Origin of the sequence: Microbacterium sp. LRZ72 (assembly GCF_033792225.1) — a bacterium.
Lineage (GTDB): Bacteria > Actinomycetota > Actinomycetes > Actinomycetales > Microbacteriaceae > Microbacterium.
In genome coordinates this window covers 151,707-165,772 of the sequence record NZ_JANGEX010000007.1, presented here as the reverse complement: position 1 = coordinate 165,772, position 14,066 = coordinate 151,707, and the positions used below count along the sequence as shown (strand labels likewise).

The 14,066-nt window shown below is 70.6% G+C and carries 15 protein-coding genes; 6 read left to right on the top strand and 9 right to left on the bottom strand.

Features of this window, described 5'->3' with window-relative positions; translation table 11 throughout:
• Positions 1-4 precede the first annotated feature (4 nt).
• Complete coding sequence (locus M4I32_RS09730) at positions 5-250, bottom strand: zf-HC2 domain-containing protein (RefSeq protein WP_319034288.1); 246 nt, start codon at positions 248-250, stop codon at positions 5-7.
• Complete coding sequence (locus tag M4I32_RS09725; protein WP_319034307.1) at positions 247-861, bottom strand: sigma-70 family RNA polymerase sigma factor; 615 nt, start codon at positions 859-861, stop codon at positions 247-249. Before M4I32_RS09725 ends, M4I32_RS09730 begins: the two co-directional genes overlap by 4 nt.
• A gap of 144 nt (positions 862-1,005) precedes the next feature.
• On the opposite strand from M4I32_RS09725, the gene aroA reads away from it, so the two are divergent.
• The 3 genes from aroA to bcp are packed head-to-tail and all read left to right on the top strand — an operon-like array spanning position 1,006 to position 3,933.
• Positions 1,006-2,352, top strand: coding sequence for a 3-phosphoshikimate 1-carboxyvinyltransferase (gene aroA, locus M4I32_RS09720; RefSeq protein ID WP_319034287.1), 1,347 nt, complete (start codon positions 1,006-1,008; stop codon positions 2,350-2,352).
• Between the two features lie 17 nt (positions 2,353-2,369).
• A complete protein-coding gene (gene rsgA, locus M4I32_RS09715; protein ID WP_319034286.1) occupies positions 2,370-3,416 on the top strand; it encodes a ribosome small subunit-dependent GTPase A in 1,047 nt (348 codons plus the stop codon).
• A gap of 46 nt (positions 3,417-3,462) precedes the next feature.
• Entirely contained in the window at positions 3,463-3,933 is a 471-nt protein-coding gene (gene bcp, locus M4I32_RS09710) for a thioredoxin-dependent thiol peroxidase (RefSeq protein WP_319034285.1), read from the top strand.
• A 14-nt stretch (positions 3,934-3,947) separates the two neighbouring features.
• Here bcp and M4I32_RS09705 read toward each other — a convergent pair whose 3' ends face one another.
• Complete coding sequence (locus tag M4I32_RS09705) at positions 3,948-4,355, bottom strand: histidine kinase (RefSeq protein WP_319034284.1); 408 nt, start codon at positions 4,353-4,355, stop codon at positions 3,948-3,950.
• A gap of 253 nt (positions 4,356-4,608) precedes the next feature.
• Here M4I32_RS09705 and M4I32_RS09700 point away from each other — a divergent pair, with 253 nt between their 5' ends.
• Complete coding sequence (locus M4I32_RS09700; RefSeq protein WP_036295594.1) at positions 4,609-4,857, top strand: WhiB family transcriptional regulator; 249 nt, start codon at positions 4,609-4,611, stop codon at positions 4,855-4,857.
• Positions 4,858-4,899: 42 nt separating this feature from the next.
• On the opposite strand, the gene M4I32_RS09695 is transcribed toward M4I32_RS09700, so the two are convergent.
• The 3 genes from M4I32_RS09695 to M4I32_RS09685 are packed head-to-tail and all read right to left on the bottom strand — an operon-like array spanning position 4,900 to position 8,300.
• Positions 4,900-6,417: a sensor histidine kinase gene (locus M4I32_RS09695; RefSeq protein WP_319034283.1), complete on the bottom strand. Its 1,518-nt coding sequence runs from the start codon at positions 6,415-6,417 to the stop codon at positions 4,900-4,902.
• Between the two features lie 36 nt (positions 6,418-6,453).
• Positions 6,454-7,680: a hypothetical protein gene (locus tag M4I32_RS09690; RefSeq protein WP_319034282.1), complete on the bottom strand. Its 1,227-nt coding sequence runs from the start codon at positions 7,678-7,680 to the stop codon at positions 6,454-6,456.
• Positions 7,677-8,300, bottom strand: a complete 624-nt coding sequence (locus tag M4I32_RS09685) for an SAF domain-containing protein (RefSeq protein WP_319034281.1) — start codon at positions 8,298-8,300, stop codon at positions 7,677-7,679. Before M4I32_RS09685 ends, M4I32_RS09690 begins: the two co-directional genes overlap by 4 nt.
• A 127-nt stretch (positions 8,301-8,427) precedes the next feature.
• On the opposite strand from M4I32_RS09685, the gene M4I32_RS09680 reads away from it, so the two are divergent.
• On the top strand, positions 8,428-8,709 hold the full coding sequence (locus tag M4I32_RS09680; protein ID WP_319034280.1) for a helix-turn-helix domain-containing protein: 282 nt from the start codon (positions 8,428-8,430) through the stop codon (positions 8,707-8,709).
• A 5-nt stretch (positions 8,710-8,714) separates the two neighbouring features.
• Here the strand turns inward: M4I32_RS09680 and M4I32_RS09675 are convergent, their stop codons facing one another.
• Positions 8,715-9,323: a hypothetical protein gene (locus M4I32_RS09675; RefSeq protein WP_319034279.1), complete on the bottom strand. Its 609-nt coding sequence runs from the start codon at positions 9,321-9,323 to the stop codon at positions 8,715-8,717.
• A 172-nt stretch (positions 9,324-9,495) separates the two neighbouring features.
• On the opposite strand from M4I32_RS09675, the gene M4I32_RS09670 reads away from it, so the two are divergent.
• The gene (locus tag M4I32_RS09670; protein ID WP_319034278.1) at positions 9,496-9,945 is read left to right on the top strand and encodes an Rv3235 family protein; all 450 of its coding nucleotides are present in this window, start codon (positions 9,496-9,498) and stop codon (positions 9,943-9,945) included.
• 33 nt (positions 9,946-9,978) lie between these two features.
• Here M4I32_RS09670 and M4I32_RS09665 read toward each other — a convergent pair whose 3' ends face one another.
• Complete coding sequence (locus tag M4I32_RS09665) at positions 9,979-11,205, bottom strand: pyridoxal phosphate-dependent aminotransferase (protein ID WP_319034277.1); 1,227 nt, start codon at positions 11,203-11,205, stop codon at positions 9,979-9,981.
• Positions 11,206-11,246: 41 nt separating this feature from the next.
• Positions 11,247-14,054 (bottom strand): preprotein translocase subunit SecA, encoded by a 2,808-nt coding sequence (gene secA / locus M4I32_RS09660; protein ID WP_319034276.1) that lies wholly within the window; start codon positions 14,052-14,054, stop codon positions 11,247-11,249.
• Between the last annotated feature and the right edge of the window lie 12 nt (positions 14,055-14,066).

The window sequence follows — 14,066 nt, the reverse complement described above, 5'->3', positions numbered from 1 at the left end:
GACCTCAGTGATGGGTCGCCTGCGCAGAGCGCAACTGCTGGAGCACCTGGTCGCGCAGCTCCTCGGGTGCGCTCTCGCGGCACGCTCGAGCGACGACGTCGGTCAGGGTCTTCGCGACGAGGGCCTCATCGCGGCACGCCGGGCAGCGCTCCAGATGCTCGGTGATGTCCGTGTGCTGGGTCTTGCAGACCTCGTGGCGCAGATACTCCTCGAGGTCGCGACGCGCTTGTTCACAGCCGCAATCAGTCATGTCGTGCTCCTGGATGGTGCGGGGGTGATGCCCCGCTCTTTCGCGTAATCGGCGAGTCGCTCACGCAGCATGCGCCTGCCACGATGCAGACGGCTCATGACCGTGCCGATGGGGGTCTTCATGATGTCGGCGATCTCCTGGTAGGCGAATCCCTCGACGTCGGCGAGGTACACCGCGAGGCGGAAGTCCTCGGGGAGCTCCTGCAGGGCGTCCTTCACGGCGGATGCCGGCATGTGATCGATCGCCTCGGCCTCCGCGGAACGGCTCGAGGATGCCGTGGTCGACTCGGCGCCACCGAGCTGCCAGTCCTCGAGCTCGTCGATCGTGCCCTGGAAGGGCTCGCGCTGCCGCTTGCGATACGTGTTGATGTAGGTGTTGGTCAGGATGCGGTAGAGCCAGGCCTTGAGGTTGGTTCCCTGCCGGAAGCTCGACCACGACGCGAAGGCCTTCACGAACGTCTCCTGCACCAGGTCGGCCGCATCGGACGGGTTCCGCGTCATCCGCATGGCCGCCCCGTACAGCTGATCCATGAACGGCAGCGCCTGCTGCTCGAACTGTGAACTCGGATCCTGCTCTTCCGGGGCGCCGGTCGCGCCCGCCTCGTCGTCCATGATCGCCCAGTCTATGCGGGCGAGGGCGACCGCCGGTGGGCGCGAACCCTCAGGCTCGCCCGACTCGTCGACGCGCGCGACGCGCGTCCGCTCGATCGTGGTGATCACGCTTCTCCTTCCACGCTCTCGATAAGCTGAGAACCCATGACGTCGCACGGTTATTCCCCCGCCGCGGCAGCCGCGGAGCATTCGCCGTCCCCCTGGTCGGCGCCGCCGGCCGCCGGGCCGCTGCATGCGACCCTCGCACTGCCCGGCTCCAAGTCCCTGACGGGACGCGAGCTGGTGCTCGCCGCGCTCGCCGAAGGCCCGAGCCGCCTCACGGCCCCGCTCCACTCCCAGGACTCGGCGCGCATGATCGAGGCCCTGACCGCGCTCGGCGTGCGCGTCGACGAGGTCGAAGGGACGGGCCGGTACGGGGGCGATCTGGTGGTGACCCCACCCACGACGCTCGCCGGGTCCACGACGATCGACTGCGGGCAGGCCGGCACCGTGATGCGGTTCGTCACCCCGCTCGCGGGGTTCGCACGCGGAGACGTGGAGTTCACCGCGCACGCCAGCGCCCTGCACCGTCCGATGGGCGAGATGGTCCACGCCCTGCGCGAGGTCGGCGTCGACGTCGACGACGGCGGGCGATGGGCGCTGCCGTTCACCGTGCGCGGGCGCGGCCACGTTCGCGGCGGCGAGGTGCACATCGACGCATCCCGCTCGAGCCAGTTCGTCTCGGGCCTGCTGCTCGCCGCGGCCCGCTTCGATGTCGGCATCCACCTCATGCACACGGGCGACCGCCTGCCGAGCATCCCCCACATCGACATGACGATCGAGTGCCTGGCCCATCGTGGCGCGCACGTCGAGAAGCCGGCGCCCAACGAGTGGGTGCTCGCGCCGGGTCCGCTGAGGGCGAAAGACATCGCGATCGAGCCGGACCTGTCCAACGCCGCGCCGTTCCTCGCGGCGGCCATGGTCGCCGGCGGCTCCGTCTCTGTGACGGGGTGGCCCGCGCATTCCACCCAGCCCGGCGCACTGCTCACCGACATCCTGCATCGCGCGGGGGCGCGCCTGTCCCGCACGCCGGAGGCCCTCACCCTCACCGGCGACGGCGTGCGCGCGTTCGACATCGATCTCTCGGCGGCGGGCGAACTCGCCCCCACGCTCGTCGGTCTCGCCGCCCTCGCCGACGGCCCCTCCACGGTCACGGGCATCGGGCACATCCGGCTGCACGAGACCGACCGCATCCGCGCGCTGGTCGACGGCATCAACGCGCTCGGCGGCGACGCGCGGGAGCTGCCCGACGGCATCCGCGTCGTGCCGCGCCCCCTGTCGGGCGGTCTCTGGCGCTCGCACCACGACCACCGGATGGCGACCACGGGCGCGCTGATCGGACTGGCGGTGCCCGGCGTGCAGATCGACGACCTCGGCGTCACGGCCAAGACGCTGCCGCAGTTCGAGCAGCTCTGGAACGAGATGCTCGAGGGCACCGGCGAGCGACTCTGACACGGCGGGATGGCGGCGTGACCTGGTGGAACGATGACGACGTCGACGACGAGCTCGACGACGACGACTGGGACGAGACCGACATCCGCGTGCGGCCGAATCCCAAGGCGAACAGGCCGCGCACCAAGCGCCGGCCCGCGCACACCGACGCCGTGATCGGCCGCGTGCTGGGCGTGGATCGCGGCCGGTACACCGTGATGCTCGGAGAAGGCACCCCCGACGAGCGCGAGGTGCTCACCACCAGGGCGCGCGAGCTGCGGCGCGATCCGATCGTCACCGGCGACCGGGCGCGCGTCGTCGGCGACACCACCGGCGACCCCGGCTCCCTCGCCCGGATCGTCGGAATCGAGGAGCGCACGACCCTGCTGCGGCGCTCGGCCGACGACACCGACCAGGTCGAGCGGGTGATCGTCGCCAACGCCGACCAGATGCTCCTCGTCGTCGCCGCGGCCGACCCGGAGCCCCGCCCCCGCCTCGTGGACCGCTACCTCATCGCGGCTCTGGACGCCGGCATCCGCCCCCTGATGGTGGTCACGAAGACAGACCTGGCCGACCCCACCGCCTTCCTCTCGCACTTCGAGGGCGTCGGGCTCGACGTCTTCCGCAGCGCGCAGACGCAGATTCCCCTGGAGAGCATCGGGCGGGCGCTCGTCGGGCACACCACGGTGTTCGTCGGTCACTCCGGGGTGGGCAAGTCCACGCTCGTCAACGCCCTCGTCCCCGCCGCGCACCGCGCCACCGGCCACGTCAACGAGGTGACCGGCCGAGGGCGCCACACCTCCTCCTCCACCATCTCGCTGCGCTACGAGTCGCCCGAGGGCACGGGCTGGGTGATCGACACCCCCGGCATCCGCTCGTTCGGGCTGGGCCACGTCGATCCCGACAACATCCTGCGCGCCTACGGTGATCTCGCGGATGTCGCGGCCGAATGCCCGCGCGGATGCACGCACCTTCCCGATGCCCCGGATTGCGCGATCGCCGACGCCGTCGCCGAGGGGCGGCTGGGCGCGTCGGGGCCGGCGCGACTGGATTCCCTCCAGCGTCTGCTGACGACGTTCCGCTGACCGCGGGCCCGCCGCAGCCCGGGTACCGAGCCGCTATCGTGGAGCCGTGACCACTCGACTCGACACCGGATCCGCTGCCCCCGACTTCCGCCTGGAGAACCAGGACGGCGAGCCCGTCTCCCTCTCCGACCTCAGAGGCCGCAAGGTCATCCTCTACTTCTACCCTGCGGCGATGACGCCGGGGTGCACGACTCAGGCATGCGACTTCCGCGACAACCTCGCCTCGCTCCAGGGCGCGGGATACACGGTGCTCGGCGTCTCGCGCGACAACACGGGCACCCTGCGCGAGTTCCGCGAGCGCGATGCGCTCACCTTCGATCTGCTGAGCGACCCCGACCATTCGGTGCACGAGGCGTACGGCGCATGGGGCGAGAAGACGAACTACGGCAAGACGACGGTGGGTCCCCTGCGCTCGACGATCGTGATCGATGCCGACGGCATCGTGGAGCACGCGCTGTACAACGTCAAGGCGACCGGGCACGTGGCCCGTCTCCGCGAGCAGCTCGGTCTGGACTGACCTGACCTGCGCCGTCAGTCCCCCTCGTCGGCTGCCGAGCGCGCGTCGCCGGCTGCTGCCGACCGCCGTGCCGCGATGACGATCAGCACCGCTGTGACCACGGCGGGCACGGCGAGAGCGAGCGCCGTCATCGGGAGGGCGTAGGCGCCCGTCACCGCGCCGCCGGCGACCGCGAGGATCAGCAGCTGCAGCACGAAGGCTCCCGAGCGTCCCCAGGTGCGTTCGCGCACGATGGCGACCGCGAACGCCAGCGTGGCGACGGTGGCGAGCCCTCCCATCAGCGCCAGCGCGGTGCCGCTGGCCGGGTCCGCGATGTCCCCGCCCAGGAAGGCGGCCGTCATCCACAGCGACACGGCGGCGAGACCGATGCCCTCGAGGGCCACGAGGGCCGCGGCGGTCAGCGCGTACGGGTCCCGGCTCATTTCGGCATCAATTCCCATTCCGTGCGGTCCACTCTGGAGGTCATCAACAATTCATCGGCTGCACATGTGCTGTTTCCTCCAACGCAACAACAACTGACCCTTGATCACGCCGGGGATGCTGTGGGACGATATCAAAAGCCGTGTGCTCCCACAGCGCCGTGGGGCGAGCCGATGCTCGCACCTCATCAGGGTACCGAACCCGACCGACCCCTGAGCACCCGCTCGTCCCCCTCATCGCAACAAGGAGCACCGCATGGATTGGCGCGACAAAGCCGCATGCCTCACGGTCGACCCAGAACTGTTCTTCCCCGTCGGGAACACCGGTCCCGCCGTCGATCAGATCGAAAAGGCGAAGGCCGTCTGCGCGCGCTGCACCGTCACCGAGATCTGCCTGCAGTACGCCCTCGAGTCCGGCCAGGACTCGGGCGTGTGGGGCGGCCTCTCCGAAGACGAGCGCCGCGCTCTCAAGCGTCGCGCTGCGCGCGCCCGCCGCGCGTCGTGAGGTCTGCGTCTGCGCCGGTCCGCCGGCGCAGACGGCACGAGCTCATCTCGAGACGGGCGTCGGCCTCGTGTCGGCGGCCCTGTCGATCCACCGCAGCGGGATGTCGATCGTGACCTCGGTGCCGCTTCCCATCACCGTCTGCCAGTCGATCGTGCCGCCGAGCTCTCCCTGGATCAGCGTGCGGACGATCTGCGTGCCGAGCCCGCGCCCCACCTGACCCTCGGGCAGCCCGGCGCCGGTATCGCGGACGCTCACGGCGAGTCGCGTCCCGTTGCGCGTCGCCTCGATCTCGACCTGCCCCTCGCGACCGGCGAGACCGTGCTCGACAGCGTTGGTCACCAGCTCGGTCAACGCCAGGGCCAGCGGGGTCGCGTAGGCGCTCGGAAGCACGCCGAACGTGCCGTACGCCCTCGTCTGTGCGCGGGTGCCCGCACCGGCGGCCACCTCGGCGATCAGCTTGAGCACGCGCGCGAACACCTCGTCGAAGTCGACGTTCTGCGTCAGCCCCTCCGAGAGCGTGTCGTGCACGACCGCGATCGCGGACACGCGGCGCATCGCCTGGGTCAGCGCGTTGCGCGCCTCCTCGGAATGGGTGCGGCGGGCCTGGATGCGCAGCAGCGACGCGACCGTCTGCAGGTTGTTCTTGACCCGGTGATGGATCTCGCGGATGGTGGCGTCCTTGGTCAGCAGCTCCTGCTCCTGGTGACGCAGCTCGGTCACGTCGCGGCAGAGCACCACGGCGCCGGTGCGCTCCCCGCGCTGACGCAGCGGTATCGCGCGCAGCGACACGGTCACTCCGCGTGCCTCGATGTCCGCCCGCCACGGGGCCCGTCCGGTCACCACGAGCGGCAGGGACTCGTCGGCCGAGGGCTGACTCGGAAGGATCTGGGTCGTCACCTCGCTCAGCGACTCGCCCTCGAGCTCGTCGTCGAAGCCGAGCCGTCCCCAGGCCGACAGCGCGTTCGGTGATGCGAACGTCGTGATGCCGTCGACATCGAGGCGGATCAGACCGTCCGAGGCACGCGGGGCGCCGCGGCGTGGTCCCGTGGGCGCCGACAGATCGGGGAAATCGCCCCAGGCGATCATCCCGAACAGCTCATCGGCGCAGTCGTTGAAGGTGATCTGCTGGCGGCTCGGCGTGCGCGCCTCGCCGAGGTTGGTGTGTCGCGTGAGCACGCCGACGACGGTGGGAGCAGTGCCCTCCCGCCAGGGCCCGCGCACGATCGGCACGGCGCGCACCCGCGTGGGCGTCTCTTCGAACCAGTCGGGAGATGCGGAGTCCACGATGGTGGCCGAGTGGAACGTCTCACGCACCTGGGTGCGCCACTGCGGTCGCACGCGCTCCCCCACGATGTCGCGATAGAACAGGGTCGCCGCGCCCGACGGGCGCGTGTGCGCGACGGCCACGAACGAATCGTCGGGCGTGGGGACCCAGATGACGATGTCGGCGAAGGCCAGATCGGCCAGCAGCTGACCATCGCCCGCCAGGCGGTGCAGCCATTCCACGTCCGCATCGCTCGAACGCTCCTGCGCATAGACCAGATCGCTGAGTGTCGACACGCACCCAGCCTAAGCGGTGCGTCAGGACGTCGGTGGTCAGTGCATCCGCTGCCGCGCGACGGGGCTGCGCAGCGCGTCGCCGACGAGCCGCCGCATGCCGGTGACCAACGGTGAGCGAGGCGCGACCCGCGACACGGGGTGGGCCCGCAACATGGCCGCGTCGGTGGCACGCCGATCCTCGGGAACGAACCACACGTCGTCGACGCCCGCGAAGCGCTGGAGTGCGCGGCGCACCTGGCTGCGACCGTCGAGGCCGAGACCGCCGGGACGCAGGCGGTTGGCCACCGCGACGACGGGAGTGCGCTCCGCGATGCCCGCGAGCTCGGCGTGCGCGCGCAGAAAGCGAGCGACCCCGAGGGGATCCGCTGCGCACACCGCGACGACGACGTCGGCCGCGCGCAGCGCCGCGAGCGTCGCCTCGTTGCGGCGCGGGCCCTCGAGGTCGCTCATCGCCTCCTCGTCGCGCTCGAGTGGACCGGCGACGTCCACCACGGTGTGATCCGCCCAGTCCCGGCAGGCCGACAGCGCCCCCATCACGTGATCGCGTCGCAGCTCCGGCCAGCGCTCTGGGCGGTTGACGCCGCACAGCACCTCCACGCCGCCGCCGGGGGCATCGACGGGAATCGCTATCCGGCTCAGTTCACGCGCGTCGAGCGTGCCGCGCCCCGCGTGGCGGCAGGCGGCGGCGAAGCCCGGACCCTCGTCGGGAAGGCCCAGGGCGAGCGCGAGCGACGGCGCATGGCTGTCGGCGTCGACCAGCGCCGTGCGTCCGCCGCCGCGGGCGAGCTCGAAGGCCGCCAGCATCGCCAGCGTGCTGCGGCCGGGCGCTCCCTCCGGCCCCCAGACCGCGATGACCCGCCCCGCCGCGCTCGGGCGCGACGCCGCGGCGTCCCACACCGCCGCTCCGCGCACAGCCGCGGCCACCGCGTCCGGGTCGGTTCCGGGCACGTGCATCAGTCCGAAGGCGGCGGCGAGCCGCGTCGCCCCGCCGTCGCCGCCGCCCCCGCAGACGACGATGCGGATGCCGCGCCGATCGCACTCGTGCACCACCGCCTCGCACAGCACCCACCGCTCAGGGGGCACCAGCAGCACGTCAGCCCCGGCAAGTCCATTCCAGAGCGGATCTGCCTGCTTCGGCCCGCGTGCCGTGGCCGCGAGGGAACCGGAGTCGACGAGGGCGCAGACCTCGACCCCTCGACGGGCGAGCTCCGCCGCGAGTGCGGCCGAGTCCGAGGCGCCGAGGGCGATCGCGACACCGCTCATCGGCCGGCGTCCGCCGGCACGACCGACAGCGCGGAGCCCGCCGCCACCCCGGCCAGCACGGCGGCGACGTCGGCGCGCGGGATGATCAGCTCGACCGTCGCGGTCTCGGCGGCCAGCAGCCCGTCCTGTGAGCCGACCGAGGCCACCACGGCATCCGCCACGACGATCGCGGGCGTCTGATAGCCACCGTCCTCGCCCACGGGCGCTTCCCACAGCTCCACGACGCTGCCCTCGACCACGCGCGCCGGGACGGCGGAAGCAGTCGTGACCACGACGGTCGTGACGTGGGGCGAGTCCCCGTCGGCCAGGGCCGCGGCGGGCAGGAGCTCTCCCGCGCCGACCGTGCGCTCGATGACCGCACCCTCCTCGAGCTCGCCGGGAGCGAGGTAGTTGCCCTGCGCCGCACCCAGGGAGACGTCCACGGCCCGCACATCGGCGGAGGCGACGATCTCGCCGGGCACGAGCGTGCGCGTCGCCGCGAGCGCCGGGACGGTCGTCGTCACGGCAGCTACGGTCGCCCATACACCGCCGATCGAGGCGGCCACCAGCACGATCCCGATGACGAAGCGCGCATCGGTCCAGAAGCGGCGCGCGCGGGCGGCGGGTTCGGTCGTCGTCATTGCATCCCCCAGAATGCGGCGCGGTCGCGCCCTCGCCGACCATCGTGTCGGATGCGGCGACAACGTGGCGTTCGTTATCCACAGCATCTCGCGCGCCGACGTCGGTTCCCGGGTCCATAATGTTCACATGTCCGAAAGTCCCCCCTTCGGCGTGCGCTACCTTGCCCCATCCCAGGTCGCGGAGCTGCTCAGCGTCTCCGTGGACGAGGTGATGGAGCTGGTGCACGACGGCCGCCTGCGCGGTGCGCGCCTGGGCTCGCCGGCCAAGTGGCGCATCGAAGAGGAGAGCCTGCGCGGCTACATCGCGGACCAGGTCGAAGAGGCGCGCCAGATGCATTTGTGGGAGCAGTCGCAGGCGGCGAGCTTTCCCGAGGTGTGGAACCGCGGCGCCCCCGGCCGCCCGGAATAGCTCGATCAGCGCCATTGCGCGGATGCCGGTGCGGCCCACATCACCGCGGTGATGGCGACGAAGGGCACGAGTCGCACGCCGGTGACCGCCGTGGCCCGACGCACCGCGCCCCACTCGTGCAGGGCCAGGTCCAGGTGGTCGGCACCCACGCGGTCGACGGTGCCGGTCAGACACTCCCCGCACGTCGTCAGCACCCGCACCCCCCGTCGGCGGCGGGCGGCATCCCGCAGGACGAACCCGAAGGTCAACCGCCCCGCGAGCGGGTCGGGGACGATGTCTGCCCCGCGCGAGCTCGCGGCCAGCGCCGCCGGGTCCGCAACCACGCCGATGATGGCCTCCAAGCGCACGATCGCCGCGTCGCTGAGGCCCTCGGCATCCATCACGACGACATCCGCGCCCACTCCCGTCACCGTTCCGCGCACCGCCGCCCCGCCCGGCAGCAGCATGCTCACGGCCGCGTCGCCCTCGCTGGATGACAGCGCGCTCAGACGCTCGCGCAGCGGGAGGCGTGCCAGGCGAAGGCGCTCCGTCTCCTCGGCGAGCCCCGCGCGCTCGGCCTCCCACTCGCACGCGAGTTGATCCTCGAGATCCTCGAACAGCCGTTCCCAGCGCACGGCCCGACGATAGGGCATCCTCCCGGCCGGCACCCGGGTTATCCACAGCCCGCGCATACGAACGGCGCCGGCGCGAGCCGTATGGTCTACTCGATCTCACCCTGGTCCGTTCGAAAGCACGGCGGTGAGACGCACCGCCGCTCGCAGCACAGCCGCTCGAAAGAAGGTCGCCATGGTCGCATCCGCCGAGAGACGAGGCGCCCGCGCCTCCCCCAGCCGCGCGGGGTCCGCCGCCGAGGTGACCGACGAGTACTTCTCGCGCCAGCGCACCCCGACCACTCAGCTGCCGGACCCCGAACCGCTCGTGGCGAATCTCGCACGCGGCGTGATGGAAGTCCTCTCGGGCGTGCGCGAGGTGGACCAGCTGGCACGCTGGCTCGCCGAGGACGCCTACCGCAAGCTCGTCATCCGCAGCAACCTCGCGGCGCGCGCCCGCAGCGCCCGCGGCGTACCCGCGACGAGGCCGCACCACCGCGTGCTCTCCTCTCGGCACATGAGTCCGGCCGACGGCGTCGTCGAGTCGGTGGTGGTCGTCGCCGGTCCGCACCGAACCCGAGCCATCGCGATGCGCCTCGAGGGCACCGACGGGCGCTGGCGCGCCACCTCCCTCGCCCTGCTCTGAACGGGCCCGCCCCGGATGCGCCCGCGCCGGCGCTCAGGGGCGGTAGGACGACAGGAAGTTCCCGAGGCGCTCGACGGCATCCGCGAGTACGCGAGCCTCTGGCAGCGTCACGATGCGCAGATGATCCGGCGTCGGCCAGTTGAAGCCGGTCCCCTGCACCAGCAGCACCCTCTCTGCGACGAGGAAGTCGTAGACGAACTTGGCATCGTCGGGGATCTCGTACACCTCCGGGTCGAGCCGGGGGAACGCGTACAACGCGCCTCGGGGTTTGACGCAGGACACCCCGGGGATCGCTTCGAGCCCCTCCCAGGCGACGTCGCGCTGCTCGTGCAGTCGCCCGGCCGGGGCGATCAGCGCATCGATCGACTGCACGCCGCTCAGGGCCGCCTGCACGGCGTGCTGTGCGGGGACGTTGGGACACAGCCGCGTGGAGGCGAGCAGGTTGATCCCCTCGAGAAAGCCCGCCGCGTGGCGGGTCGGTCCCGTGATCACCAGCCAGCCCGAGCGGTATCCCGCGACGCGGTAGGTCTTGGACAGCCCGTTGAATGTCAGGCACAGCAGGTCGGGTGCGATGCTCGCCATCGGGATGTGCACGGCGTCGTCGAAGAGGATGCGGTCGTAGATCTCGTCGGCCAGCAGCAGGAGCGAATGCTCCCGCGCGATGTCGGCGAGTCCCTCGAGGACCTCGCGAGAGTAGACGGCGCCCGTCGGGTTGTTGGGGTTGATGACGACGATCGCCTTGGTGCGCGGCGAGACCTTGGAGCGGATGTCCTCGAGGTCGGGCTGCCAGCCGTTCTCCTCATCGCACACGTAGTGCACGGGCGTGCCGCCCGAAAGGCTCGTCATCGCCGTCCAGAGCGGGTAGTCGGGGGCGGGGATCAGCACCTCGTCGCCCTCGTCCAGCAGCGCCTGCATCGTCATCGTGATCAGCTCGGACACGCCGTTGCCGAGAAAGACGTCGTCCGGGTCGATGCGGGGGAAGCCTTCGATCTCCTCGTACCGATAGACCACGGCGCGTCGCGCCGAGAGGATGCCGCGACTCTCGCTGTAGCCGTGAGCGGTGGGCACGGCCGCGATCATGTCGCGGACGATCTGATACGGCGCCTCGAAGCCGAACGTGGCGGGGTTGCCCGTGTTGAGCTTGAGCACCGTGTGCCCCTCGGCCTCGAGCCGAGCCGCCTCGACGAGCGCGCTGCCACGGATCTCGTAGAGGACGTTCTTCAGCTTCGATGACTGGTCGAGGGGGCGGAGAGTGCTCATCGGCTCAGGATATCCCCGAGCCGCGCCCGAGCCGCTCCCGCCTACTTCTTCTTGGCGGCCGCACGGCGCTGGGCGCGGTTGCCCGCAGCCTCGTCGCCGACGTCCTCGGTGGGCTGTCCGAATGCGCCCCGCGCCGCCGGCGGCTCGCCGTCCGTCGCCGGCTGCGCCGCCGCGCGTGCCGCCGCCCGCTGCAGCTTGGCGGTCGCCGCCTGCTGCACCTGGCCGCGCTCGTTGCGCACCTCGACCTCCCCCGCGTCGTTCGCGGCGGAGAATTCGAGCTTCTGCTCGGCCGGTCCCTCTGTCAGGCCCTTCGCCTCGACCTCGGCATGCGCGTCGTCACCCTGGCCGCGCCGCACCTCGACCTCGAGGTTGAACAGGTAGCCGACGGACTCCTCCTTGATCTGGCCCATCATGGCCTGGAACATCTGGAAGCCCTCGCGCTGGTATTCGATCAGCGGATCGCGCTGCGCCATGGCGCGCAGCCCGATGCCGTCCTTGAGATAGTCCATCTCGTACAGGTGCTCGCGCCAGCGGCGGTCGAGCACCTGCAGCACGACGCGGCGTTCGAGTTCGCGCATCGCCTCGGCGCCGAGCGTCTCCTCGCGATTGCGGTAGGCGATCTTCGCGTCCGAGACCAGTTCGCGCTTGAGGCCCTCGGCCGTCACGCGTCCCTTGGTGCCGGCTTCGGCGACCACCTCGTCGATCGTGACCGAGACGGGGTACATCGTCTTCAGCTCGGTCCAGAGGGCGTCGAAGTCCCATCCCTCGCTGTGCCCCGAACCGGTGTGCTCGGTCACGACATCCGACACCGCATCCTCGATGAAGTGCTGCACACGATCGCCGAGGTCGTCGCCCTGGAGGATGTGACGGCGGTCGGAGTAGATCGCCTCGCGTTGACGGTTGAGCACATCGTCGTACTTCAGCACGTTCTTGCGGGTCTCGGCGTTGCGCGATTCGACCTGAGACTGGGCGCTCTTGATGGCCCGCGAGACCATGGACGATTCGATGGCGACGTCGTCGGGGAAGTTCGCGCGCGAGAGGATCGCCTCGGCGGCACCGGACTGGAACAGGCGCATGAGGTCGTCGGTGAGCGAGAGGTAGAAGCGGCTCTCGCCCGGGTCGCCCTGACGGCCTGAGCGGCCGCGCAGCTGGTTGTCGATGCGTCGCGACTCGTGGCGCTCCGTGCCGAGCACGTACAGCCCGCCTACGGCGACGACCTTCTCGGCCTCTTCGGCGACGGTCGCACGGGTGGCTTCGAAGACCTCTTCCCACGCGGTCTCGTACTCCTCCGGCGTCTCGACGGGGTCGAGGCCCTTCGCCTTCATCTCCTGCACGGCCAGGAACTCCGCGTTGCCGCCGAGCATCACGTCCGTCCCGCGACCGGCCATGTTGGTCGCAACGGTCACCGAGCCGAGTCGCCCGGCGCGTGCGACGATCTCGGCCTCACGCGCATGGTTCTTGGCGTTGAGCACCTCGTGCTTGATGCCCTTCTTGGACAGCAGGCGCGAGAGGTACTCGCTCTTCTCGACGCTGACGGTGCCGACGAGGACGGGCTGACCCTCCGCGTTGCGGCGCACGATGTCCTCGACGACCTGCGCGAACTTCGCCTGCTCGTTCTTGTAGACGAGGTCCGGCTGGTCCTTGCGGATCATCGGCTTGTTGGTGGGGATGGGCACCACGCCGAGCTTGTACGTCGACATGAATTCGGCGGCCTCGGTCTCAGCCGTTCCCGTCATCCCCGACAGCTTCTCGTAGAGGCGGAAGTAGTTCTGCAGCGTGACGGTGGCGAGCGTCTGGTTCTCGGCCTTGACCGGGACGCCCTCCTTCGCCTCGATCGCCTGATGGATGCCCTCGTTGTAACGCCGTCCCGCGAGGATGCGGCCGGTGTGCTCGTCGACGATCATCACCTCGTCGTTGATCACGACGTAGTCCGTGTCGCGTTTGAACAGCGCCCGCGCCTTGATCGAGTTGTTGAGGAACGAGATGAGCGGAGTGTTGGCGGACTCGTAGAGGTTGTCGATGCCGAGGTAGTCCTCGACCTTCTCGATGCCCGGCTCGAGCACGCCGATCGTGCGCTTCTTCTCATCGACCTCGAAGTCCACCTCGACCTCGAGGGTGCGGGCGATCTTCGCGAACTCGGTGAACCAGCGGTTGGCCTCGCCTGAGGCCGGCCCCGAGATGATCAGCGGCGTGCGCGCCTCGTCGATGAGGATCGAGTCGACCTCGTCGACGATCGCGAAGAAGTGACCGCGCTGCACGAGGTCCTCCTTGCGCCACGCCATGTTGTCGCGCAGGTAGTCGAAGCCGAACTCGTTGTTGGTTCCGTACGTGATGTCGGTCGCGTACTGCTCACGGCGCTGCGCCGGCGTCTGCCCCGACACGATGACTCCCGTCGTCATTCCGAGGGCGCGGAACACACGGCCCATGAGCTCGGACTGATAGCCGGCGAGGAAGTCGTTCACCGTGATCACGTGCACGCCCTTGCCGGCGATCGCGTTGAGGTAGGCCGGCAGCGTCGCCACCAGGGTCTTGCCCTCACCGGTCTTCATCTCGGCGATGTTGCCCATGTGCAGGGCGGCGCCGCCCATGACCTGGACGTCGTAGGGGCGCATCCCGAGCGTGCGCTTGGCGGCCTCGCGCACGGCCGCGAACGCCTCGGGCAGCAGCTGGTCGAGGCTCTCCCCCGCCGCGTGGCGTGTGCGCAGCTCGGCGGTCTCCCCCCGCAGCTCGTCGTCGGTGAGCTGCGCGTAGTCCTCCTCGAGCGCGCCGACGGCCTTCACCGCCTGGTGCAGCCGCTTGAGCACGCGGCCCTCGCCGACGCGAAGGATTCTCTCGAGAGGGTTTGCCACGGGACGATCTCC